General features: G+C 42.0%; 19 protein-coding genes. 7 read left to right on the top strand and 12 right to left on the bottom strand.

Annotation, left to right across the window (positions count from 1 at the left end; genetic code table 11):
- Positions 1–25: 25 nt before the first annotated feature.
- The 6 genes from era (at position 26) to ACZ5L8_RS15975 (ending at position 5275) form a co-directional block, all read left to right on the top strand.
- Positions 26–928: a GTPase Era gene (gene era / locus ACZ5L8_RS15950; RefSeq protein WP_464438646.1), complete on the top strand. Its 903-nt coding sequence runs from the start codon at positions 26–28 to the stop codon at positions 926–928.
- A gap of 4 nt (positions 929–932) precedes the next feature.
- Positions 933–1754 (top strand): hypothetical protein, encoded by an 822-nt coding sequence (locus tag ACZ5L8_RS15955; protein ID WP_464438648.1) that lies wholly within the window; start codon positions 933–935, stop codon positions 1752–1754.
- Between the two features lie 524 nt (positions 1755–2278).
- Entirely contained in the window at positions 2279–2809 is a 531-nt protein-coding gene (locus tag ACZ5L8_RS15960; RefSeq protein WP_464438650.1) for an RNA polymerase sigma factor, read from the top strand.
- Complete coding sequence (locus ACZ5L8_RS15965; RefSeq protein WP_464438651.1) at positions 2806–3588, top strand: zf-HC2 domain-containing protein; 783 nt, start codon at positions 2806–2808, stop codon at positions 3586–3588. The genes ACZ5L8_RS15960 and ACZ5L8_RS15965 overlap by 4 nt, the downstream gene beginning before the upstream one ends.
- A 124-nt stretch (positions 3589–3712) precedes the next feature.
- A complete protein-coding gene (locus ACZ5L8_RS15970) occupies positions 3713–4537 on the top strand; it encodes a DUF4097 family beta strand repeat-containing protein (protein WP_464438653.1) in 825 nt (274 codons plus the stop codon).
- 48 nt (positions 4538–4585) lie between these two features.
- Positions 4586–5275: a DUF4097 family beta strand repeat-containing protein gene (locus ACZ5L8_RS15975; RefSeq protein ID WP_464438655.1), complete on the top strand. Its 690-nt coding sequence runs from the start codon at positions 4586–4588 to the stop codon at positions 5273–5275.
- 113 nt (positions 5276–5388) lie between these two features.
- Here ACZ5L8_RS15975 and ACZ5L8_RS15980 read toward each other — a convergent pair whose 3' ends face one another.
- From ACZ5L8_RS15980 to ACZ5L8_RS16035, 12 genes are all read right to left on the bottom strand, one after another.
- The gene (locus ACZ5L8_RS15980; protein WP_464438656.1) at positions 5389–8967 is read right to left on the bottom strand and encodes a glycoside hydrolase family 2 TIM barrel-domain containing protein; all 3579 of its coding nucleotides are present in this window, start codon (positions 8965–8967) and stop codon (positions 5389–5391) included.
- A 120-nt stretch (positions 8968–9087) separates the two neighbouring features.
- Positions 9088–10056: an arsenosugar biosynthesis arsenite methyltransferase ArsM gene (gene arsM / locus ACZ5L8_RS15985; RefSeq protein ID WP_464438658.1), complete on the bottom strand. Its 969-nt coding sequence runs from the start codon at positions 10054–10056 to the stop codon at positions 9088–9090.
- Between the two features lie 197 nt (positions 10057–10253).
- Complete coding sequence (locus ACZ5L8_RS15990) at positions 10254–11066, bottom strand: purine-nucleoside phosphorylase (protein ID WP_464438659.1); 813 nt, start codon at positions 11064–11066, stop codon at positions 10254–10256.
- The gene (locus tag ACZ5L8_RS15995) at positions 11063–11749 is read right to left on the bottom strand and encodes a TIGR04282 family arsenosugar biosynthesis glycosyltransferase (RefSeq protein WP_464438661.1); all 687 of its coding nucleotides are present in this window, start codon (positions 11747–11749) and stop codon (positions 11063–11065) included. The genes ACZ5L8_RS15990 and ACZ5L8_RS15995 overlap by 4 nt, the downstream gene beginning before the upstream one ends.
- Before the next feature lie 59 nt (positions 11750–11808).
- Complete coding sequence (locus tag ACZ5L8_RS16000; protein WP_464438663.1) at positions 11809–12237, bottom strand: rhodanese-like domain-containing protein; 429 nt, start codon at positions 12235–12237, stop codon at positions 11809–11811.
- Positions 12238–12308: 71 nt separating this feature from the next.
- A complete protein-coding gene (locus tag ACZ5L8_RS16005) occupies positions 12309–13124 on the bottom strand; it encodes a metallophosphoesterase family protein (protein WP_464438665.1) in 816 nt (271 codons plus the stop codon).
- A complete protein-coding gene (locus ACZ5L8_RS16010; protein WP_464438667.1) occupies positions 13106–14440 on the bottom strand; it encodes a sodium:solute symporter in 1335 nt (444 codons plus the stop codon). Before ACZ5L8_RS16010 ends, ACZ5L8_RS16005 begins: the two co-directional genes overlap by 19 nt.
- Positions 14441–14510: 70 nt before the next feature.
- Positions 14511–15947 carry a SusD/RagB family nutrient-binding outer membrane lipoprotein gene (locus ACZ5L8_RS16015; RefSeq protein ID WP_464438669.1) on the bottom strand — a complete coding sequence of 479 codons (1437 nt, stop codon included), beginning with the start codon at positions 15945–15947 and terminating at the stop codon, positions 14511–14513.
- A gap of 9 nt (positions 15948–15956) precedes the next feature.
- Positions 15957–19169, bottom strand: coding sequence for a SusC/RagA family TonB-linked outer membrane protein (locus ACZ5L8_RS16020; RefSeq protein ID WP_464438671.1), 3213 nt, complete (start codon positions 19167–19169; stop codon positions 15957–15959).
- Between the two features lie 62 nt (positions 19170–19231).
- The gene (locus ACZ5L8_RS16025; RefSeq protein ID WP_464438673.1) at positions 19232–19975 is read right to left on the bottom strand and encodes a TIGR04282 family arsenosugar biosynthesis glycosyltransferase; all 744 of its coding nucleotides are present in this window, start codon (positions 19973–19975) and stop codon (positions 19232–19234) included.
- 84 nt (positions 19976–20059) lie between these two features.
- Positions 20060–21115 carry an arsenosugar biosynthesis radical SAM (seleno)protein ArsS gene (arsS, locus tag ACZ5L8_RS16030; RefSeq protein WP_464438675.1) on the bottom strand — a complete coding sequence of 352 codons (1056 nt, stop codon included), beginning with the start codon at positions 21113–21115 and terminating at the stop codon, positions 20060–20062.
- Positions 21116–21210: 95 nt separating this feature from the next.
- Positions 21211–21546, bottom strand: a complete 336-nt coding sequence (locus ACZ5L8_RS16035) for an arsenosugar biosynthesis-associated peroxidase-like protein (RefSeq protein ID WP_462599650.1) — start codon at positions 21544–21546, stop codon at positions 21211–21213.
- Positions 21547–21711: 165 nt separating this feature from the next.
- Between ACZ5L8_RS16035 and glpK the strand changes: the two genes are divergently transcribed.
- Entirely contained in the window at positions 21712–24882 is a 3171-nt protein-coding gene (glpK, locus tag ACZ5L8_RS16040) for a glycerol kinase GlpK (protein WP_464438677.1), read from the top strand.
- The last annotated feature ends 1 nt before the right edge of the window (position 24883 follow it).

A 24883-nucleotide genomic window follows, 5' to 3' on the forward strand; every position in this document is an offset into this window, starting at 1 on the left:
GCAGGGAAATAAAAAACCCTTACAATTGAGCACTCCTGAAAATAAACCACATAAAGCTGGTTTCGTAAATATCATCGGTAACCCTAATGTGGGCAAGTCAACTTTGATGAATGCCTTTGTGGGCGAGCGTTTGAGCATCATTACTTCTAAGGCACAAACCACACGTCACCGTATTCTGGGTATCGTGAATGGCGATGATTTTCAGATGGTGCTTAGCGATACTCCAGGAATCATCAAGCCTGCTTACAAGATGCAGGAGAGTATGATGGACTTTGTAAAGTCGGCATTAGAAGATGCAGATGTGCTAGTCTATATGGTTGAGCTTGGCGAAAAGGAGTTAAAGGATGAAGCTTTTTTCAACAAGATCACAAATGCTGATATTCCTGTTCTCTTATTGCTCAATAAGATCGATAAGGGTAACGAAGAACTCCTTGCCGAAAATCTAAAACTGTGGCAAGAAAAAGTGCCCAATGCAGAGATTTTTGCGATATCGGCGCTGGAGAATTTTGGCGTAAGCCAAGTGTTTAACAAGATTCTTGAGCTGTTGCCAGAGTCGCCACCATTCTATCCTAAGGATGCTTTAACGGACAAGCCTGAGCGCTTTTTTGTGAACGAAATCATCCGTGAGAAAATCCTGATGCATTACAAAAAGGAGATTCCATATTCGGTGGAAATCGAGACAGAGGAATTTCATGAGGATGATAACATCATCCGTATGCGCAGCATCATTATGGTAGAGCGCGACAGCCAGAAGGGAATCATCATCGGCCACAAGGGTTCGGCATTAAAGCGGGTAGGTGTTGAGGCGAGAAAGGATTTAGAAGCCTTTTTTGGGAAGCAAGTTCACCTCGAACTGTATGTGAAGGTCAATAAAGACTGGCGTAGCAATGACAAGCAGTTAAAGCGCTTTGGGTATAACCAGAGATAAATTCATGTCTAAATTTTATTTTTTCCTTTTAATATTTATAGCTTTTACATTTAAGGCTGTCGCATGTAGTTGCGATGTTCCAAAGCCTGCCATGGAATTTTATGAGTCAGACTATGTTTTTGAAGGAAATGCGATAAGTAAAATTTATGCCTCAGATTCCCTTACTTACGTTGTGAAATTTAAGGTGCTAAAGCATTATAAAGATGGTGATAAACCAAAATTTATAAGTTATACCTTAAAAGCTGAGGGTGAATTTACAGGAGAATTTAATTCATGTGATTGGAATGTTGAAGAAGGTGAAAAATGGTTGATTTATAGCGAAGCGGATAATAAAAATCAGCGTTTCAGTTTCAATTGTTCAAATAGCAAGCCCTTGGGGAAGTATAGTATTAACGAGCAAGAACAGCGTGTTTTAAATAACGGTAATAATTTTCAATTTACAGATTATAGGTATTCAAGCTTTGAGCGTAATTACAATACGAATGTTGATTCTCTTTTAAGTGTTTTCAATGCAAAGAATCAAAATCTTAAAAGTGAAGATTTTGCGTTCTTATGGTTTGATGTGGATAGGGAAGGAAATACCACTAATGTTAATTTGGCTCCTAGACATGATACAGGATTTGAGGTGGTTGATACTATGTATGGTATGAATTTAAGGAGTAATACATACGAAGCAGCTAGAAATGATTTTGAAAAAAGAGTCCTAGAATTGGCGAATAAGATAAAGCAATGGCAGCCAATAAGTCTTTATGGTACTCCTGTAAAATCAAGAGTGTATCTCGCTTTCAAAGTCAATGATAAAGGTAGATTAGTCGTAAGCGACTGAAAATTTATATAATCAAATAAGGAACCTCATGTCAATAGCATGAGGTTTTTTGTTTTAAATAACTCCTTCCCCGCCATGGCGGGGAAGGTGGATTTTTCGCTTAAAGCGAAAAAGACGGAAGGGTTATGTTTCTCCCCACCTCCCGGGGAACACTCTAATTCACCCGGGACGCATCCCAAGTCTTCCGGGGAGCCTAAAAGTTAACCGGGAATAATATTTTAATATCCTGGAATAATAAAAATTCACCCGGGGAGGGTCTATAGTCTCCCAGGGCGGGTAAAAACCGCGCGGGGAAGGATAAAAGTCATGCAGGAAGCATATAAAGTCCCGCAGGACGTCTAAAAGTTATGCAGGGATAATAAAAGTATTTGCAGGAATAATAAATATTCATGCAGGGCGGCTCAAAATAGTGCAGGGAACACTAAAAGTCACGCAGGGAGCATTTTTATCAAAAAAAATTACATTTAGGTGAAACCTTTCTCATTTCACTAGGTCTTCATGACAAACACCATCAAAAATCAACTTTGAAAAATCTAACCGACGAAGAATTGATGAGCTATGTATCCAGCGGCGACTTGGATTGTATGCGGGTGCTTTTTGAGCGGTATCATGCGTGGATTTTTAATTTTTTCATGCAAATGGTGCGCGACCGGGAAGCCAGTGAAGACCTTGTGCAGAGCACGTTTTACAAAGCCATCAAATACCGCAATTCGTACCATGGTGGGAAGTTTGCCTCATGGATTTTTCAGATAGCGCGCAATCTGAGTTCAGATCATTTTAAGAAGCAAAACAGCAAATTTAGCCACGAGCCGGCAGAGCATATCCCGGAAGATGTGCAAGAACTAGAAGGTGATGAGGATGTGGTGAAATTAAAGTTGGTTATGCAAAAATTACCAGCAAGCGACCGCGAAATACTGGTGATGAGCAAATTTCAGGAAATGCGCTATGCGCAAATCGCTGAGGTATTGCAAAGCACAGAAACCGCGGTAAAGATCAAAGTGCACCGCGCACTTAAAAAATTAAGGAAACTATACTTTGAATCTGTGGAGATATGAAATGCAACGAAGTAGAAAATAAAATAGAAGACTATCTGGAGGGTAGCCTTTCGGCGGAAGAGCTAACTGCGTTTGAGCAACATGTTTCGGCATGTGATGCTTGCAAGTTAGCAGTTCAACAAACCGAAGCCTTGCTCGCAACGATGCGCAAAGTAACCCCAGAAATGCCAGATGAAAAACTGAAATATTCCTTTGAGCACATGCTGCAAACAGAAAAGCAGTTGGTTGCTCAGAAGAAGGAATCTAAGGTGATTGCACTTTCGTGGAAAACAGCCTTTCAGGTGGCCGCTTCAGTATTATTATTGATTGCTGGGTATATGTTTGGCGAAAGCCAGGCAAAACAAAAAGCCGATACGCAAATCACATACCTAGAGCAGCAAAGTGAGGATTTAAAAACTGAAATGACCCTTGCGATGCTTGATAATCGTTCGGCGAGCAAGCGCATACAGGCGGTGAGCTATAGCGAAGAGATGAAACAACCTGATGTAAAAGTGCTTGAGGCTATCATCAGCCGGATGCATAACGATGAGAATGTGAACGTGCGACTTACCGCTGCAGAAGCTTTGGGCAGGTTTAAGGATAACACGTTGGTTAAAGATGCATTTATCAAAGCGCTCACCCAAGAACGCAATCCTGATGTGCAAATCGCTGTGATAGAATTTTTGGCGCAAGCCCAAGATAAAAGAGCGGTAGAGCCGATGCAAAAATTATTGCAAGAGCCAGAAGTGCCGGGATTCGTGAAACAACAAGCTACAAACGGGTTGACACAGATGTTGTAACCGTCACCCTGTTCCGATAATTAACAGAATTGATTCAGGGTCGCATAAACAGGATGAGATGCTGAAACGAGTTCAGCATGAAGCCGTTAAAAATTAAGAATTCAATCAAAAAACAAATAGAAAAATGAAACGTACAACTGTATTTACAATTGCTTTTATGCTCGTAGGTCTTTTGGCTACAGCCCAAAAAGACTTTAAAAAATCATTGAGCGGCATAAGCCGTGTGGAAATTGAAACCGGCACAAGCGTGAAGATTATTAAGGGAAGCGGCAGTGAAATCGTGATAAGCGATGGCTGCAAAGATTGCGGCGGCGATGAAGACCACAATGTTGAAGTGAGTTGGGAAGATGAAAATAGAGGCGGTAAAAGTGAGGATGACCGTGCCAAAGGTCTAAAGGCGGTGTATGCCACTGGCGAAGACAACACTGGCGTGGGAATGTTTGTAGAAACTGACGGAGAAACGCTGAGGATTAAAGACCTTAAAACCTTCTGGAAGCGCAAAGGGCTTACCATAACATTGCCGGCTACCGTTGCGCTTAACATTAATACGGGAAGCCTGGGAAGTGCGACCGTGAGCGGTTGGTCTTCTGAGCTGGAAGTGAACACCAGCGTGGGAAATATTAAGTTGGATAATGTGACGGGCCCAATTACTGCCCACAGTTCAACCGGTGCGATAGATGTGATTTTTGGTAGCGTGAATCAGGATGCGCCTATTTCTATCAGTTCGTCAACGGGCGTTATCGATGTGACCTTGCCTACCAGCACAAAGGCGTCGGTGGAGATGAAATCTACCATGGGAACAGTGTATACCAACTTTGACCTTGTAAAACCTCGCGCAGACGGACTGAAAGCGCTTAACGAAAAAGCAATTTCGGGTGACCTCAATAACGGAGGAGTGAAGATTTCGCTTAAAGCGTCAACAGGAAATATTTACCTGAGAAAGAAATAAAAGGGCCATTCATTTCCCGATAATTATCGGGACAAAAATCAATCAATTATGAAAAATCTAATGTTTACCTGCCTGGCAGTACTGGTTGCTGTTTCGGCTTTCGCCCAAAGAAAAGTAGAGGAGAGCTATAGCGTCTCAAGCAGCGATGCGATAAAACTTGAGTTTAAGTTCGCTAACGACATCAAACTGATGCAATGGGACAAAAATGAAGTAAAAATCACTGCTGATGTTACCATTGATGACGGTGAGGGCAACGACGCGTACAGCCTTAAACAGGAGAAAATGGGTAGCGATTATATCATTAAAGCTGATTATGGCGACTATTTTGACAAGAAGAAAAACTGGGGCAACAACTGCAATACCACAACCGAGATAAACTACGTGGTCTACATTCCTAAAAATGCCGACCTGAGCGTGAAGAGTATTTCGGGAAATTTATTTGCAGATAGTTATTCTGGTAATCTAACTACAGACCTTGTGGCTGGTGATGTGGAAATCAAAAAATACAACGGTAAACTGAATCTTAAAACTGTCGCCGGAGATCTTGATGTGGCGATGAGTAAGGCAAAAATTGATGCTAAAACGGTGACGGGAACCATTTATACCGACCTCGATATCCAGAATAGTGAGAAGAAGCAGGGAAGCTTTGATTCGCACGTAAAAGGCATTGTGAATAATGGTCAGGAGCTTGTTAAACTAGAAACTGTTGCCGGTAATATTTATATGCGCAAAGGCTAGTAAAATAATCTTTTGCAGTTTTTGCAAAAGCTTGTCATACTAAAACAATAAGACCTCACAGGTTTCTAAAACTTGTGAGGTCTTTCTTTTATCTCTTGTCTAGAGTCTATTATCTATTCCAGTGGTTCAATTCTAAATGCAAAGTGAATAGGCTCACCTTCTGGAATCATGTATTTATCCAGCGGTAGCGGTCCACAACTTGCATTTCCCAGTCCCTGTTGAATGCGGTCAAGGCTTAGATATGTAAATGGTTTTTCGGTTTTATCTAGGGCAAAATCATGCTCAGCTTCCCAAAGGTCTGCATCGCTGTGGTGCAAAGCGGTAAAACTCAAGCTGTCTTTTGACACGATTTTAAAACCTGCGCCAGCGTTATTTTGCACGCTCAACCATCGAATGTCCTGACGATTCCCCATGCTCTGACTGCGCACATAATGCTCCTCATCCTGCATTTGTGTGACAGTAGTTTCATAATTACCCAAGTAAGAAGACGCGTCACGGTCGGCATAATTTTCCCATGGTCCACGACCAAAATACGTCACCTGCTCCATACCTTCAGGAACTACCATTTGCAGTCCTAAACGACGAATGATTGGTTGATTTTCTGGTTTTTCAAAAGTGGCATCCACGTCAATTTTTCCGTTAGAAAACACGGTGTAGGTAATATCATAATCTAGATTTACTGGTTGGTCACCTTTCTCAATAGTCACATTTTTTGTCAATGTGATGGTTGCGTATTTTTTGTTTTCGCTTAAAGCGAAATCACTTTTCACAACCTTTTCCTGCGTCGGATAGTAATTCTGGTCTGTGTATTTGTCGTTTGAAACGCTGCGATACCAGTTGAATTGTGGTCCTTCGCCCGCATGAATCGTTTCTTTACCATCAAAGGAAAGTGAAGAAATCACACCCGACTTTTTATCAAAATTCAGTTTGAAATTTTCACCGCTCAGGATAATGGAATCATCCGTTTGCTTGCTCGTGATAGGAGCAAGTTCGTCCAGATTTATTTCAGGAATCGCAGTACGCTCTGTGATTCTCAATTGCTCTGATGCTAGCACATGACCGGCTTTAGCCCAAGGGTGATCATTCACGGTAGCGAACTCAATATTCAGTAAATATTCATGGTTGTTATCATAATTTCCCGTAAACGGAATCTTGATATCCTTACTGCTATCTGCTGCGATGTCTTGCGGCGCAAGCTTCCCTTGCTCTATCATTTTACCGTCTTCAAGCACTTTCCAATAGATGGAGAATTCATCAAGATTTAAAAAGTCGTAGGTGTTTTTGATATTGACCAAGCCATTTGCCAAATCAGCTGGCGATATCTTGATGTACTGATATACCTTTTTTACTTCGTGCAATTTTGCGGTTTGCTGGCGGTCTGGAGTTACAATACCATTGTCTGCAAAATCCTGGTCATTTGGCGTATCGCCAAAATCACCACCATATAAGTATTCATCTTGTGGCCCGCCGTATTTCACAAGACCTTGGTCAACCCAGTCCCAAATACAACCGCCTATCATGCGCTCAGATTCGTTCTCCATGTATTCCCAATATTCCTTGAGATTCCCGATTCCGTTACCCATCGCATGGCCATACTCGCACAAGAAATACGGTTTGTCTGTGTCCCTTTTGTCAAAAGACTCCATGAAATCCATTGAAGGATACATGTGAGAATCTATGTCTGCAACTTGATTTTTACCTTGGTAATGGATAGGGCGGTCGTCCATGGTTTTTGCAACCTTGTACATTGCGTCAAAGTTGGCGCCATCGCTACCTTCATTACCCAGCGACCAGAAAATCACTGACGCGTGATTTCTATCACGCTGAATTGCACGTATGATTCTATCATTAAAAGCAGGAATCCATGATGGATTTGCACTTATACCACCGTTTCCGTGGTTTTCAAGGTCAGCTTCATCCATTACATACAAGCCATAATAGTCATACATCGCATACATTTTTGGGCTGTTAGGATAATGACTCGTGCGAATGGTGTTCACGTTGTTTTGCTTCATCAAGGTGATATCCTCCATCATCGACTCAATAGGAATCGCCTTGCCATAAATTGGATGCGTGTCATGACGGTTAACACCTTTAAAGAAGATTTGCTTGTTGTTTACAAAAACGCGTTTGTCTTTGATTTCGATCTTTCGAAAACCATACTTGTTAGAAACCGCCAAAATCTCTTTGCCCTCCTCATTTTCTAGTGCAAGTACCACAGAGTACAAAGTTGGGATTTCAGCAGACCAAAGCTTTGGGTTCTTAATATCAAATGCTAAGTTCACTTCATCAGATTCGTCTCTTTTTAGCTTTTCAATAGCTGCGATTTTATTTTCAATTTCATTACCGGCTTCATCAAGAAGTGAAACTTTAAGTTTTCCATCTTTAAATTTCTTGCCATAATTCTTGATGGTAGTTTTTACATTCATGGTTACTTCAGATAGGTCATCTTTTGTAAAATCTGAGGTAATCACAAAATCCTGAATCTTGGCCTTAGGAGTTGCAACAAGATATACGTCTCGGTGAATTCCGCTTAAGCGAAACATATCCTGATCTTCTATATAACTACCATCCGTCCAGCGATAAACTTCTGCTGAGATGGTGTTCTTGCCAGGTTTTATATATTCAGTGATATCAAACTCTGCATCATTATTTGAGCCTTGCGTGTAGCCCACTTTCTCGCCATTTATCCAGAGATACATCCCGCTGTAAACTCCATTAAAATGCACAAAAACCTCTTTGTCTTCCCAGTCTTGTGGAATGTCAAAATCCCTGCGGTATGAACCTACAGGATTCGGTTCTTTCTCGTTTGTATAGCCTTTTTGAGGTTGGATCAACGGCGGATTATTCTTAAAAGGATACGTGATATTTGTATAAATAGGAGTTCCGTAACCTTTCATTTCCCAGTTGGACGGAACCTCAATGGTTTTCCAACTAGAAACGGCATAATCCTTTTTATAAAAATCTGCCGGACGCTCAGAAGGTTGCTTAACCCAATTGAATTTCCAATCTCCATTTAAGGATCTGTACAGGGAAGATTTTGGCGTAAGCCAAGGTTTATCAAAAGTCGCATCCTGCATCAAGGATTTTGTGTCAGGATAGGGATAATACGTCACATGACCATCTTCCTTGTTTATGGCAAAAATCGTTTCGTTTTCCCAGTCGTTGTCGCTTTTGCGACGGTTGTAAATGCTTTCTGCCTTTATTTTAGAAGGTTTTATGATCCACACCACCGCAGAATTAGGATGTTGAAAAAGTTGCTCGTCTTCTTGGTCATTTGACTTAAAATCAATTCCCATCGAACTCGTTTTATGCGTGATGATATATCCGCCAGTCCCGGTTTGCACAATCTTCCATTGCTGGTTTTCATTGCCGTAATTCGTGTCCCACTGGATTATATCATTACCCTTGCCGCCCCTGATGTTTTTGTTGTCAATACTTTTGTTTGCCAGCGGATTCTTAAGATTGTAGAAGCCGTTGTCTAGAGCGATAATTTGCCAAAGTTGGCCTTCGTTCTCCTTGTCTGGTTTTTCAAGGAACAGCGGTGCGTTGTTGTCTAGATTTTCGCGATTACTCATTGCAAGTCCGTTAGGAGATTCAATGGTGTACAAAGTTTCTGGGTTAAAATCTTGCGCGGTTGTTATTTGGCTTAAAGCCAAAAAGATCATTAAATAATAAATCGATTTAGTCATTTCACTGTGTTTTTCCGTATTGATGAAATAAGCATGGAATTTAGGAATAACAATTCTTTATTTAAAACAAAAAAGCTCGGGAATATCCCAAGCTTTTCTTGTGATAAAATTAATATGTTCTTAGCAGCAACCGCCACCGTCATAATGATATGTACTCTCGCTGATAAAAATATCATCTCTGCCTAGATCAGCTAGCGCACCAGCGGTTTTATCGCAAATTGCTAGCGGCTGATTCTTTAATACAATATGTCCTTTGTTGTCGTCAAAGTGGTCCTGATCGCCATAATATATCGCAGCTTTACCTGTGAAAATACATGGGCCATCAGCAGGCATCGGGTCTTTTATCGCCGCAACCTCTATTGATTCTATGTAAATCAATTCGTCAGTTGGGTAATCCGTTGGATTAAGAATGCGGTAAGGTTTTCTAGCTCTGATCTCGATAGTACCAAAACCAGCATCCGTGAGCATCTTAATATATTCTTTGATCGGTAAACTGCCGCTCAAACAAAGCGCTCGCAGACGCTCGTCGTTGCGCAATTCATCATTCATTTGCTGTTCGCAAGTGGGATCACTCATCACTAAGCGGCCATGAGGTTTAAGCACGCGATACATCTCGGCAATTGCTTTTTTAAGATCTTCTTCCTTAAAAATATTGAATAGGCAATTTTGTGCTGCCACATCAATAATGTTGTCTTCCACAGGCAAATTAAGCGCGTCGCCTTTCTTTAGATCCACAAACTCAGATTTAAACCATGGGTTCATTTCCTCAGCTTCTTTAAAATTCTTGCGTGAAGCTTCGAGCATTTCATCCACCACATCAATTCCTACCACGCCGCTTTTTTGACGCGAGAAATAGGCAAATTGAAGCAACTCCATACCGCCACCTACGCCAACGTATAAGATTTTTGGGTCATTGGTCAAATCACGGTAATGCACGGTGCTTCCGCAACCGTAGTTCATTTCTTGCATGATCTTAGGAATCTTCATTCCCGGTAATTCCCAAATAGGATTTGTGGTGCAACACAATCCCACATCTGGGGTTAATGCTGCTTGTTTATAAACGTCTGCGGTGGTGTCTAGGTAGCTCATAGTTTTTTCATTTAATTTCTTTTCGCGAAAGCGATATAAGGATATAGAGGTTCTCGATACATCCGCTTATAGCGGATACTCGAACTGACAGCTTCATCCCAATTAGCAAGTGATAGAATTCTATACAATTTCGCTACAGCGAAAAACTCTAATGTCTAAAATCTCAATACTAAGGTTTCAATTCTAAAATCCAACTTCTAGATTCTCTCGATCAAATCTGTAAACAATTTAATCATATTAGGCTCAGCTTTTGCAGCTGCTGCCATAATATCTTCAATATTAACAGGTTCTAAGTTGTCTGGGTCACATTCGTCTGTAAGCACAGAAACGGCAACAACTGGTAGATCCAGGTGATTTGCAACAATAACTTCTGGAACGGTGCTCATTCCTACGGCATCTGCGCCGATGATCTTTAAATAACGATATTCTGCGCGGGTTTCTAGTTGCGGCCCCACGACTGAAGCGTAAACACCTTCGTGTAGGGTGATGTTATTTTCTTTGGCGGAAGCCTTAAGAATATCATTCATTTCTTTGTCATAAGGTGCGCTCATATCTGCAAAACGGTGTCCCAATTTACTCACGCCTTTAAACGCCAGCGGACTGCCGCCTTGTAAATTGATGTGGTCGTTGATGAGCATGATCTCGGCTTTTTTAAAGTTGAGATTGATGGCTCCAGCCGCATTGCTAACCAGTAATTTCTCAATGCCCAGTTCGCGCATTACGCGCACAGGATAACTCACATCTTGCAATGTGTAGCCTTCATACACATGAAAACGGCCGTTCATGACAATGACTTTTTTGCCCGCAAGGGTACCATAGATCAGTTTGCCTTTGTGAAACTCTACCGTAGCCGTGGGAAACGACGGAATGTGATTGTAACTCATCTCTGCAATAACTTCTACGTGGTCTAGCAATTGCCCAAGACCGGTGCCGAGAATGATTCCTATCTCTGCTTTGTCAAAGCCTTTTTCCTTAAGAAAGAAAGCCGATTCTTCTATAAATTGTTTCATTGTGTTTTTAGTTCGCTGGGAAAAAATCGTTGAAAAGCCGCAATATCCTTGATGTCTTCATAATAATCTACATCATTGCGCGTGTCTAGAAGTTTTACACTTTCGCCGTTAAGGTCGTTTAAAGTGTCTTTAAGAACAGTTTCTGTTCCCCAGTTTTTGTTTTTAAATACTTCGGAATTTAAGGTTTTCATCCCAAATAAATAATAGCCGCCGTCTTCTGCGGGGCCTAAAACATAATCATGACCACTAAGTTCATCAAAAGCCTTCTCAATATCCCTCGCCGAAAGGTCATACATATCGCTGCCTATTATGACGATGCGGCGGTAACCATTTGCAAAACCGTTGCCAAAAGCATTGTACATACGTGCGCCAAGTGAATCGCCCCTTTGCAATTTTTTGTCATACACAAGCGAATCCCAGATGTCATTTTTCTTGATGTTTTCAGAATAATGAACCTCGCGGTCTACGTGTAGATTTTGAGTGATCTCAACCGTATGGTTGAGCAAGAATTTATAAATCTCAAGCGCTGCTTCATCGCCCACGGTAGCTGCAAGCCGGGTTTTACATTTGCCCAACTCTGGGTTGCGGGTAAAGATTATCAATAATTTATCTGAAGTGGGGAAGTGAAAATCTGCAGTGAATTCTTCCTTATCGTCGGTGTCTTTTTTGCTTAAAAGTCCCATGAAATTTTTTGCATTTATCTCTAGTAAAGTTAGGCTTCACAACCGGGTTTCGCCTTAAACTAATCGTAAACTTTTGCGCCTGTGTGTAAATATTTCCCCCAGTGACGGCTGTAAACATGCACGCTATCTGTTACTTTATTTTTACTGTTTACCACATCGTAACCAGCATCTTTCCAGGCAAAAATACTGCCGTATAGATTTTGCACCTTTGTATAGCCCCAGCGCTCCATACGTTCGCCAAAATCCTCGCTGCGAATCCCAACAGAACAATATACAACCACGGGTTGGTTTTTATCTTTAATCGTTTTGGCAAGCACATCTTTATCAGGATTTTCGCCTATCCATTTTGCGCCAGGAAGGTGGCTCACCTCATATTCCTCTTTTTTGCGGGTGTCAAGGATCACATAATCTTGCCAATTCATTTTTAAATTCTCAACGCTTATATATGGCACGCTGCGGGAGTTGTAACGCTCCAACAGTTCGTCCATTTGCTTATCGCTTTGCGCATGGATTATTTGGCTTAAAGCCAAAAAAATAAAAATGTAAATCGCTCTATTCATTAAAATGTGATTCCAAATCCTTGTAAACCGCTTTCAATAGGCGGAAGAATTTCAGTATTGTCCCAGATGCCTGTAATTAATGTACGGGCATATTCTATGGGCAGTTTTTCATTTAACATCAATTTATGCGCCGTGCGGTTATCGTAGGATAATTGATGATGATTGAAACCGTTTTCATCAAGAATCGCGTACCACGTGGTTTGCAAACCGTCATTTGCAGGCATGCCTATCACACCCGGATTAAGCCATAATTTGTCTTCATTTTCATGATAAAAAGGCAAGCCGCAATGCCCTGCAATTATGAGTTGGCTCTCGCTTTCGCTAAAATTACGCTCCTTTACTTCCCAAGGTGTGGATTTAAAAACATATTCTGAAACATAGTCGTATGAACCATGAACGATCATTGTGTTTTTTTCGCTGTAGCGAAAAGAAATATGGTCTGGCAAACTGCTGATAAAATCAATTGAATCCTTACTCAGTTTATCTTTTGCATACGGATACCATTCTTTTGAAAAGCCATCGCAACGAGAACCAGCTCTAAAATCACAACCGCAGTTGTCTTCGTTATCTCGCAGCTGAATTTCAACATTTCCCAGAATGCTTTTTGCACCCCACTTTTTAAATAATTGCACGGTTTCTTCAGGTTGTGCGCAATAGCCTACAATGTCGCCAGTGCAGATGCAATTTTCAGGGGCGATATTTTCGCGCTCAGCGATAGCAATTAAGGCTTCAAGCGCTTGCAAGTTGCTGTAAACACCGCCGAAGAGCAGCATTTTCCCCGAAAGGGAACCCAGATTTAATATAGTTTTATCCAAGTAGGTATCATGTAAAAAGTTAGACAACATGCAATTCCCCATACGTTTGTCCAGAGTAGATCTGCGTATTTACCGTCTGTGAGAATCCATGATTGCGGGATGAGATTAAAGACTAAAAGCAGACCAAAAATAATTCCGCAGCAAACGCTGAGGTAGAAACTTATTTTAGGCGCAGGTAGTTTGTAAAACAAGAAAATAGGAGTGAGGCCTATGACCATCGTTCCTGATATTGTTGTAGCGGAGAGAATATCTGCTCCTAAGAAAATGGGGATCGTTCCTAAAACAGCGATTATCGCCATTGATATTCTTCCAAAACTTACCGTATTTCCTAATCTTAAATCAACCGCAAGTAGTTTTGAAAAGCTAGAAAATGTGCTGTCTAACGTGGATGCCGCAGAGGTGATCATGATAAAATTTATGACGAGTAAAATAATCACTCCAAATGCTTTACCAACCTCCACAGCGGCTTGTCCTTGCATGCCCATGCTTTGCGCATAAACACCTATGACGCTAAAGAGCGCAATACAGATCGCACCTATCACCGAAGCTAAAAGGAAACTTCTCAACGTAGTTTTTCTATCACTTACAAAACCGCGGTCTGTAAGAACCGGGTCATGAAAAGGATAACTAAACGCTTGTAAAAATGCTGCGAGTAAAAGATTGACGCCCATGTCAAAATCCCAGATTCCAGAAGAAACGGTCTCTTGCACGGTAAAATCCTCAGCAGAATAAATATTCACAAGAATGACGATAAGCAAAATGCTAAATAACACCATCTGAATACCATCTGTAAAAATAGAACTGCTTAAGCCTCCTTTTATGGCATACGCCAAAGTAAGCAGCGTAAAAACTAAGATCGCAGCGTAATAAGGCGTACTTCCCGTTTCGCCAAAATACGTCCCAATGACCATCGTATTACTCCATACTTCGTTAAAAAGCCGAATCGCAATAAGCACAGAAAATATAGCCACGGCACCTTTACCAAATCGACTCGTCAAAAAATGATGAATACTATCATAACCCGCCTTTCTCATAGACACAATGATGAGCCCGGCGACCGCAAAAGAGACATAATACGCCGCATAAGCAACACCGCCTACGATGCCAAATTCTAATCCCAGATTTGCAGCATTTGTTATGCTTTTTGCAAAGATCCAAGAAATCACCAAACTTCCCGTAAGTAAAACTGTTCCCGGGGCTTTTTTGCGATGCTGTGCTTTAAAAAACTCTTCGGTGGTTTTTGCTAAAGGCGAAAGGAAAAAGAACACAAGGCTCGAACCTATCACTAAAAACCACTGTAATTGTGTAACCGTCATAAAATGTCATTTCCGCGTAAGCGTAATTGCTATTTTAAATATCTAATGTCTCAATACTAAATACTCAAGTCTAATTTTCATCCCACCAAACTGGCGAATCCAGGCTATTTCCATTTGTAGCATCTGCAGCTACTTTATAATTGTCTGCATTTAGTGCTTCTTCTTCCGCAGGATACGGCATGCGCACTGGGATATTGCCGTTGTTCAAACTGGCTTGTACGGGTTTAAATTCTGGGAAACCGGTGCGGCGCCACTCAACCCAACCTTCATAACCATTAATGATCTGTGCAATCCATTTTTGAGTTGCGATCTGTTCTAATGGTGTTGTTCCGCTTGCGCTAAAAGATGCCGGCCCCGTGAGATAATCTGCTGGTAAATCTGTTTGCCAATATTCAAAGGCCAGTGTAACGCCTGTTTCATATAATTCTTGAGCGTTTGCCGTTATCAATCCTTTTTGTGCGGCTTCCGCCAAATTGAAATATGTTTCCCAAGCTGTCAAGAAATTCGCGTCAAGCGGCGATGAGTCTTCTCTAAAAATGGTCCCGGCATAACTGTAGTTTGCCACTTCAATGGAAGTTTGAGAAGCGTCGATGCCGTTTATCAATCCGTTATAAACATTAGCATCATTTCCCGTAGGACGGAAAAACGTCATGATTCGTTCATCATTCAGATCATGCAAAATTTCATCCATGGTTTCAGACATCACAAAGTTGTTGAAATCCCCGATGCGCAATTGAGAAAGTCTAAAACTATTGGGACGCGAAGCGGTAAAGTCAAACGTAGCGTTATCAGCATTTGTCATCTGGTAGCCGTTTTCGCTGTAAAGCTGTTGCAACTCTGCGCTCACATCCACCTTGCCCGAAATTCTAAGCAATTGTTTGATCTTTAATGATTTTGCAAACTTCATCCAGTTTTCTAGATTACCATTAAAAAGAATATCGCCCTGCAATGGTATCGCACCTTCATAGGCTTCTAGGGCCGCGATGCCTTTATCTATGTTGTCTAAAATCCCTCCTTCATTGAGGTAAATATCTTCTTGCGCATCATACGGCGCGCGCACCGTGCCATCCACGCCATTAAACGCCTCAAAGTAGGGAACATCGCCAAAAAGGTCAGTCAATCCACTCGCCATATATGCTTTAAGAATCCTTGCTGGGCCTTCATAAACTGCTGCCGCAGGATTGCTCATAGATTGTTTTAGCAAGATTTCGTTATCGCGAAGATTCTTGTAAAAAACCGGCCATGGATTCCCACCCAGCTGCGGACTTTTTAACGCATGCCTGTCAAAAAGGTTAAAGTCAAGCGCCGTGCGGTGTTGTGAAAGCAAATCGCCAGCCGCAAAACCCTCGTAGCTCATCTCGTCACCAAAGTTATAGATAACCTGTCTCAACAACAGTTGAGGTTGCACGGTCACAGGGTCATTTGGGTTAGTGTTGATGTCTTCAAAATCCTTAGTACAGGACGTCAAAGTCAAGATTCCTATGATGATATATAGTAAATTTTTCATGTCTTTTTCTTAGAAGTTTATCCCTGCTTTAAGTCCTATACTGCGCGTGGTCGCGTAGCTCATATCTTCCACACCGCTCACAAATCCGTTGCCTTGCACGGCAAGTTGTTCAGGGTCAAAATGTGGTATTTCGCTTAAAGCGAAAAGGTTTCTGCCTATTAAAGAAAGGTTTAGATCTGCACCTTCTCGCAGTCCAAGAAATCCTGGCTTAAGGTCAAAAGTATACCCGATGCTAAACTGACGAAGTTTTAAATAACTCGCATCATAGGTGTTGTTCTCCTCGTGGTTACGGTCATAAAATTGACGGTAATATGTCTCGGCAGAAACCGCAGTTGTGTTTTGAACATACACAGGATTTTCAGCGGTGCCGGTGTTCACGACTCCTTGAGGCACGATGCCTTCTTCCGGGCGATTTCCGGTTTCGGCAAGTTGGCCGCCTACGGTTGCAAGCGCTCTGGTTCTTGATACGATTTCGCCACCTTGGCGCCAGTCAAATAAGAAGCCTAGATTCCAGTTTTTATAAGAAAACTCGTTGTTCCAACCCAGCATAAAATCTGGCGTGTAGTTGCCTATTTTCTTCAAGTTATTATCTGCGATGTAGCTGCCATTTTCAGTAAGGATGAATTGTCCATCTTCAGTTTTTTGATAGCCCGTTCCATAAATATCGCCTACTTGCCCGCCTTCTTCCACTTGAAACCAAACCGTTTGATTTGCGCTGTCGTAAATTCGGCTATACGCCAAAGTCAATCTACCGTCGCTTTGCGGTAAACTCTCGATGACAGATTTGTTTGTGCTGAAGTTAAAGGTGCTAGACCATCTAAAATCGTTAGTAAGAATAGGGGTCAAGCCCAAAATCATTTCGACGCCAGTCGTTCTCACTTCACCACCATTTACAACCTGCTGCTCATATCCTGAAGAAATCGGGATGGGTAAACTTATGATTTGGTCAGAAGTCAGCGCGTTATAATATGTGAAGTCCAGATTTAAGCGGTCTTTAAAGAATCGTAAATCTGCACCCACTTCATAACTTGTGGTTCTCTCTGGTTTAAGATTTGCGTTTGGGATAAAGTTTTGCGCACTAAACGTAGGCTGACTTAAATACGCTGTTTGCGAAACAAACGCTCCCGAGGTTTGATACGGATTTGTATCGTTACCCACCTGCGCCACACTTGCTCTTAGCTGTGCAAAGGAGAACGCTTGTGGTAGTTCAGCAACTTCAGATAAAATAAAACTCGCCGAAGCTGATGGATAGAAAAATGAAGTTCCATCAATTGAGAATGGCGTTGCTAAAGCACTTGACCAGTCATTCCTTCCTGTCAAATCCAGAAAAAGAAAATCTTTGTAGCCTAGTTTCAGCAAGCCATACAAAGAGTTGATTCTTTTGTTGCTCTCAAACTGAAAAACATCAATAGGCGAGGCCGCATTGTTGAGGTTAAAAATCCCTGGTTGCGCAAGACTTGTTGTTTGCGACTGCTTGGTGTAGGCTTTTTGGTCTAAACGGTTGCCACCAAAAGAAAAATCAAAAGAGAAATCTCCAAATTCATTGTTGTAATTCAGCAGGAAGTCTGTGTTGATTTCTCTGAAAAACACATCGTGTTCTGCATAACCTCCATTTTGAAAACGGTTAGAACTATATGCTCTTCTAAACTGGCGACGCTCATTGCTGTAATCCATACCGCTGCGCAGGGTTAAGGATAAATTTGGCGCAAGCCATTGCTTAAACCACACGTTCCCAAAAACTCTATCGCGTTCAAAAGAGTTTCTGTTTTCTAACAACGTGAAATATGGATTGTCAAAATAGGTGTAGTTAAAACTGTAGTGTTGCACGTCTTCAAGACCGGGTTGCCAGTATTGTTTCATCGCGTCGATATTAAGCGAGCGCGGTCCCCAAGCCACAAGTGCATAATTTACGTTCTCACTACCGTAACCATTAGACGGGCGGTTGTCACTGCCAGAATTCACATAACTTATTGAGGCGTTAAACTCTGTCTTGTCCGTAGGTTTAAAATTCAATTTTGCTGCAACGGTTTGCCTGTCAAGATTTACACCCGGGATGATGCCATCGCTGCGTAAATCTGTAAATGATAGTCGGTAATTACCTTTGTCAAAACTGTTAGAAACCGCCACATTGTTTATTGTGGTTACTCCAGTTTCATAGAAATTTTTCAGGTTGTCAGGATAAGAAACAAAAGGAGTGGGAGTGATAGGAATCCCGCTATAAAGCGAAGTATCGCCACCGCGCACCACCGTCCCGTCTGGTAAAGTCACGGGACTATCAAATTGAGGAATCATATTTCCCACATCAGTGCGAGGTCCCCAAGAATAGGAAATCAAATCGTTTGTTCCGCCGCCAAGGCCGTCAACATACGCAAATTGACCAGAGTTTCCCTGACCGTAAGAATTTTGAAATTCGGGTAATTTAAACGGCGTATCCACAAAAACAGAAGTGTTGATACTCACGCCAAGACCTTTAGACTTGCTGCCGTCCTTAGTTTCTATCACAATCACACCGTTAGAAGCACGAGTTCCATAAAGTGCGGCTGCACTGGGCCCTTTTAAAACTGAAACTGATGCGATGTCATCTGCGTTCACTTCCATGGCACCGTTACCAAAATCAATTTCCTGAAATCCCGCCGCAGCTTCGTTCGTAAAATTGAAAACAGTATTGTTATTGATTGGCACGCCATCCACTACAAAAAGCGGATTGTTGTTAGAAAATGAGGCCTCACCACGAATGGTGATTTTTGATGAAGAACCCACGCCAGTTGCACCTTGAGAAATGCGCACTCCGGCTAATTTCCCCGAAAGGTTATCCAGAAAATTCACAGCTTTTACACCGTCAATTTCTTCAGCTTTTATGGTTTGTACGGTATAACCTAGTTCGCGCGTTTCGCGTTCTAAACCTAGCGCGGTAACCACAACTTCGTCAAGTGCAGTGGTAGATTCTTGTAAAATGATATTGATTGATGATTGGCCCTTTACGTCGACAATTTGGCTGGTAAAACCTATTGCCGAAAATCGAATCTCTCCATCGCTAGCCACGCTAATGCTGTAATTTCCGTTCTCATCTGTGATTGTCGCATCATCGTCATTCACGGCAACAACGTTTACAAATGGCACGGTCGTCCCGTCTATAGAGCTCGTCACCGTCCCGGTCACAGTCGTCTGGCTATACCCCGCCAAGCCCGCAAGCAGCAGGAGGCATACATAAATATGTTTCATTAATTGGTGTGTTGTAATTAAAATTTCATGCCTTTCGCTTTTGCGAAAAGAACTCGTGCTTCCTATGAAATTTTGTGCACCGGCGAACCTTTATTATACAGGTTCTGTATGAGAAGAATTTCTTTTTGATTTCGCTCTGGGGCGAAAACTACGCGTAAATTATCAATAAGTCTGGCGAGTAACTTTCTAACGGTTATCGCAAGATTTTGAGCTTGATGAAGAAGTTTTTTGGCGGAAGCCAAATCGTCAATATCAACAAGCTGTTCTAACCAACTTACTTCTATTTTTTGAGCGCTGAGCAAACGCGCGATGCTGTTTGCTAGCGAACTTTTTTGCCAAGGAAGTTTGAGAAAAAGCGCAGCATTAAACTGCGATTTGTGAATCCCCATGAGGTAAAAACCACCATCTGCAGATGGCCCTAAAACCAGCTTTTGACTCTCAAGCAGTTTTGCCGTTTTCGTGATGTGTTTCTGTGTGAGCTGCGGACTGTCATTTCCTATTGAAATCACATGTTCAAAACCTTTGTCAAACACCCGCTGAAGCGCATCAGTATACCGTTCTCCAAAAGTATCACCGCGTTGCTCATGCTCTGTGAAAACAAAATACGGGAGTCCACTTTTACGGGCAATCCCGATTGTTTTTTCATTAAGCGTTTCAAACAATTGCAGCGATTTGCTCAGGTTTTTGTCCTGTGCATCACGCGCCGCAGATTGCGCAAAAATGAGTATGGCTGTCGCCCCCTTCCCAACCTTCCCCCCGGAGGGGAAGGAGTTTAATGGAGAAATATTTTTGAAAATTTTATTCAATATGTCTTTTGTTCGCTATTGTAAATTTCGCGAAAGCGAAAAAATATGCATCTCAATACTAAAATCTAAAATCTCAAGTCTATGCTAAGCTACTGAGCCTTGACAGCTGCTTCCTGCGCCGGCAGTGCAGCCATAACAGTGTTGAGAAATGATGATTTTTCTATCGTTAAGCACATCTTCATTGTATTCTGAGATGTGTTTTACTTTGCTGGCAACCTTAAGTCCTAGCATCTGGTTAAAATCGCAATCGTACAACCAGCCATCCCAACTTACAGAAATGGTATTTGTACACATCACATTTTGCACCGCCGCAGGATTGTATGCTTCTACAAGCTGGTACATGTAATCTTCATAATTCTCTGACGCAATGAGATAATCCAAGAAGCGAGAGATAGGAAGATTTGTGATAGCAAACAAGTTATGAAATTGAATGCCAAAATCTTCATACAGCGCTTTCTTAAAATCTTTTTCCATGCTTGCCTGGTCGCTGGGTAAAAACGCGCCACTAGGATTGTACACAAGGTCAAGTCTTAAATCGCTGTCTGGCATTCCGTAGCCGCGCTCGTTAAGCTCTTGCAACGCTTTAATAGATTTGTCAAAAACTCCGTCGCCACGTTGTTTGTCAGTTTTTCCACGTGTCCAGTGTGGCATACTGCTTACCACATGCACATTGTGCTTTTTGAAAAAATCTGGTAAGTCATAATATTTTTTGTTCGCACGAATAATCGTCAGGTTACTGCGCACGATAAAATCTTTAATTCCCGCTTTGCTCGCCTCTTCAACAAACCACCTGAAGTTAGGGTTCATTTCTGGCGCGCCGCCCGTTAAATCTAGCGTGTGTGCTCCTGTGTTGCGAATCACTTCTAGACATTGCTCCATGGTTTCGCGGGTCATGATCTCTTTACGGTCAGGACCGGCATCTACGTGGCAATGTTCGCAAACTTGGTTGCACATATATCCTACATTGATCTGTAGGATTTCTAGCTTTTGTGGTTTTAATGGAAATTGCCCGGTCTCCTTTATCTTTTCGGCAAACGTGGGTAACTCACCATTTGCAAAAATACCATCAGACAAAATATCTAATTGGCGTTGTGCATTTGCGAGTTCGTTATCTCTCTTCTTTAAGGATTTTGTGGCCATGTATAGCTTTGGATTTTTAAAATTGAATGCTCAAGGTTTTGGTCGTGCTGTGTCTGCGTAGCTTTCGCGAAAGCGAAACAAAGCAAACTCAACAATTACATCTCCAGTTTATTCACCTTGTTCATCATCATGGTGCCGTGCACAAGGGTTGCGCCACTTTTTATGGCTGCGCCCACGTGGATGGCTTCCATCATTTCTTCTTTTGTAACGCCGCGTTGCAAGGTGTCTTTTGTGTATGCGTCGATGCAATACGGGCATTGCTCTGTGTGTGCTACGGCAAGCGCGATAAGCGCTTTTTCGCGTGCGGTGAGCGCACCTTCTTCAAAAACTTTACCGTAGTAATCAAAAAATTTCTCTCCAAGTTCCTCGCTCCATTCCGTGATTTTACTGAACTTTCTAAGGTCTGCCGGGTCGTAGTATGAATTTGCCATTTTGGTTGATGTATTTTGGTTAAATATATACTTAATTATAACCAATCACGTAAATCTACGGGATTATGGCACTAAAGGTTTTGTTAAATAAATATTTCTAGGATACGGTTTAAAGTAATTCACTGCGTAACTTTATATTCCGCTTAAAGCGAAAAAATTAGCCTCATGAAAAAATATATCGCCGCCTTTGACCAAGGAACCACAAGCACCAGAACCATCATTTTTGACAATGACGGCAATGTGGTCTCTATCTCACAGCGCGAGGTAAAACAGCATTATCCAGAAAGTGGCTGGGTAGAGCATGACGCGATGCAGATTTTTAAAGACCAGCAGGAAACCTTTAAAGATGCGCTTGATAAAGCTAGCCTTACGGCGAAAAACATAACCGCGATAGGAATTACAAATCAGCGTGAAACCGCTGTGGTTTGGGATAAAAACACTGGCGAACCTATTTATAAAGCGATCGTTTGGCTAGACAAACGCACGGAAGATATTTGCGACAGATTGCGAGACGAAGGCTTGGCGCGCGAGGTTTGTAAAAAAACCGGACTCGTTATCGATAGTTACTTTTCGGCCACAAAAGTGATGTGGATACTTGATAATGTAGAAGGCGCCAGGGCAAAGGCTGAAGCGGGCGAACTGATGTTTGGGACGATTGATTCGTGGTTGATTTACAAGTTCACAGGCAAGCATCTTACAGACCATACGAACGCCAGCCGAACGATGGTTTACAATATTATAGACATGCAATGGGATGATGATTTGCTTGAGGCTTTTGAGATTCCAAAAAGCATGTTGCCAGAGGTTCAAGAATCTAGTTCGCTCTTCGGCGAAATAGAGGTTGACGGAATTAAAATCCCTATTTGCGGCGTTGCTGGCGACCAGCAGGCGGCACTTTTTGGGCAAGGCGGACAAAAATCTGGATTCGCAAAAAACACCTACGGAACCGGCTGTTTCATGTTGCTCAACACCGGGAAAAAACCCTATTTCTCAAAGAATGGTCTGTTGACCACCTTGTGCTGTACGCTTCCAGATTCTAAAACGCGTTACGCGCTTGAAGGAAGTGTTTTTGTAGGCGGTGCAGCGGTGCAATGGTTGCGGGATTCTCTCAATTATATTGACGATGCAAAAGAAACCGAAGCGATTTGTAAAGAGCTTCCGCCGCTAGAAGATTTGTATGTTGTTCCCGCTTTTTCTGGGTTGGGAGCGCCACACTGGGATGGCAACGCAAAAGGAGCGATTTATGGTTTGACCTTTAAAACCGGCCGAAAGGAAATCGTCAAAGCCACGGTTGAGTCTATGGCGTATCAAGTTGCTGATGTTTTAAAAGCCATGATAGAGGATAGCGGCAAGCAAATGCGAGAATTGCGTGTGGATGGCGGCGCTTGCGCGAATAATTATCTGATGCAATTTCAAGCAGATATTCTGGATGTAGACGTTGATAGACCAGAAATGCTAGAAGTAACCGCACTAGGAGCAGCTTTTCTTGCTGGGATTTACGCTGAGGTATGGACGAAAAAGGATGTGTTGGAAATCCGCGAAAGCGAAACTGTTTTTAAGCCAAAAATGAAAAACCATGAACGCAAGATGAAGCTTCATGGTTGGGATTTGTCTGTGCTGAGAACAAAATCTGGCTATGCCGAAAAGATAGAAAAAGAGAAAACTCCGCTGAAGTTTAGCATACTCGACAGGAAGCGCTACATCAAGAAAGCGAAGAATAAAAAGTTTGATTTGGTTGTAATAGGCGGCGGAGTCACCGGCGCTGGAATTGCACTTGACGCAGCCACGCGCGGTATGAGCGTATGCCTTGTGGAGAAAAATGATTTTGCTAGTGGTACCAGTAATAAGTCAACAAAATTGGTTCACGGTGGTTTACGATATCTCAAGCAGTTTGAAATAGGTCTCGTAAAAGAAACAGGAACTGAGCGTGCGATTGTGCACAAATTGGCTCCGCATCTCGTGGTACCAGAGAAAATGTTATTGCCGTTGATAGAAGGTGGTCAATATGGTAAAATGATGACTTCCTTCGGGCTTAAGGTTTATGATTTCTTGGCAGATGTAGAAGGTGAAGATAAACGCCAAATGCTAAGCAAAGAACAAACCATGCAACGCGAACCCATGCTTGATGAGCAACATGTTTTGGGCGGTGGTTTTTATGCCGAGTATCGCACGGACGATGCCCGATTGACCATAGAATTGATGAAAAAAGCTGGGGCCTTTGGCGCTGTTTGTCTCAATTATTGTGAGATGGAAGACTTTGTTTATGATTATAAAGGCAAAATAGATTCAATACGATGTAAAGATTTAAATACCGGCCGCTCACTAGAGATTGAAGCGCGTGCTTTCGTGTCGGCGACTGGGCCGTGGGTAGACAAATTGCGAGCTAAAGATGAGTCTATGAACAATAAACATCTGCATTTGACTAAAGGTGTTCATATTGTTTTTGACCGTGATAAATTACCCGTGAGTCAGGCGATATATTTTGACGTGCCAGATGGTAGGATGATTTTTGCGATTCCGCGTGGGCGCGTGACGTATGTGGGAACTACAGATACAAATTACAGCGGCGACCTGGATAGGGTGGTGGCAACCCAAGATGATGTCAATTACTTGGTAAACGCAGTTAATAATATCTTCCCAGAAGTCAATCTCACACTTGCGGATGTAGAGAGTTCCTGGGCTGGTTTGCGTCCTTTAATTCATGAAGAAGAGAAAGACCCTTCAGCGCTTTCGCGAAAAGATGAAATCTTTGAAAGCGATAGTGGACTAATTTCTATCGCCGGTGGAAAACTCACCGGTTACCGCAAAATGGCGCAACGTGTTAATGAAGTTGTGATAAAACGTCTCAAAGAAAAACACGTTGAAAAACTGGAAGAATCCAGAACAAAACATATTCCGCTTACATCGTATGCAATGCGCAACACAGAAGAAGTCGTTGAATATAGAAAAAGGCTGAAAATAGAACTAGAAGCACAAGGCGTAGAAGAAGCCGAATATAAAGCTTGGTATTTGGTTTCAACCTATGGCAAGCAAGCTGATATCATCAAAAACAAGATAAATTATTTCCTTAATCCTGATGTTAACGACCGTTTGATTAGAGCAGAACTTTGGTACTGCATCAATTATGAAATGGCAAATAGCTTGGCCGATTTTTTTGTGCGTCGCACGGGTAGATTGTATTTTGATATCAGCACTGTTGCTCAATATAGACAATTAGTTCTGGAAGATTTTGTCAATGCGCTCGATTGGGATGAAGAGCGTGTGATTCATGAAAATGAAATTTTAGACCAACTTCTTCAAGACGCACAAACCTTTTATATGGAAGAGTTTGCTTAAA

This window comes from Leeuwenhoekiella obamensis, from assembly GCF_055391795.1.

Bases quoted from the DNA above. Each gene is read 5' to 3' on its own strand.
- ACZ5L8_RS16015 (WP_464438669.1), bottom strand. From the start codon at position 15,947: ATGAAAAATTTACTATATATCATCATAGGAATCTTGACTTTGACGTCC.
- arsS (WP_464438675.1), bottom strand. From the start codon at position 21,115: ATGGCCACAAAATCCTTAAAGAAGAGAGATAACGAACTCGCAAATGCA.
- arsM (WP_464438658.1), bottom strand. From the start codon at position 10,056: ATGAGCTACCTAGACACCACCGCAGACGTTTATAAACAAGCAGCATTA.
- ACZ5L8_RS16020 (WP_464438671.1), bottom strand. From the start codon at position 19,169: ATGAAACATATTTATGTATGCCTCCTGCTGCTTGCGGGCTTGGCGGGG.
- ACZ5L8_RS15965 (WP_464438651.1), top strand. From the start codon at position 2,806: ATGAAATGCAACGAAGTAGAAAATAAAATAGAAGACTATCTGGAGGGT.
- ACZ5L8_RS15980 (WP_464438656.1), bottom strand. From the start codon at position 8,967: ATGACTAAATCGATTTATTATTTAATGATCTTTTTGGCTTTAAGCCAA.
- ACZ5L8_RS15975 (WP_464438655.1), top strand. From the start codon at position 4,586: ATGAAAAATCTAATGTTTACCTGCCTGGCAGTACTGGTTGCTGTTTCG.
- ACZ5L8_RS16010 (WP_464438667.1), bottom strand. From the start codon at position 14,440: ATGACGGTTACACAATTACAGTGGTTTTTAGTGATAGGTTCGAGCCTT.
- ACZ5L8_RS16000 (WP_464438663.1), bottom strand. From the start codon at position 12,237: ATGGACGAACTGTTGGAGCGTTACAACTCCCGCAGCGTGCCATATATA.
- ACZ5L8_RS15995 (WP_464438661.1), bottom strand. From the start codon at position 11,749: ATGGGACTTTTAAGCAAAAAAGACACCGACGATAAGGAAGAATTCACT.
- glpK (WP_464438677.1), top strand. From the start codon at position 21,712: ATGAAAAAATATATCGCCGCCTTTGACCAAGGAACCACAAGCACCAGA.
- ACZ5L8_RS15955 (WP_464438648.1), top strand. From the start codon at position 933: ATGTCTAAATTTTATTTTTTCCTTTTAATATTTATAGCTTTTACATTT.
- ACZ5L8_RS15990 (WP_464438659.1), bottom strand. From the start codon at position 11,066: ATGAAACAATTTATAGAAGAATCGGCTTTCTTTCTTAAGGAAAAAGGC.
- ACZ5L8_RS16035 (WP_462599650.1), bottom strand. From the start codon at position 21,546: ATGGCAAATTCATACTACGACCCGGCAGACCTTAGAAAGTTCAGTAAA.
- ACZ5L8_RS15970 (WP_464438653.1), top strand. From the start codon at position 3,713: ATGAAACGTACAACTGTATTTACAATTGCTTTTATGCTCGTAGGTCTT.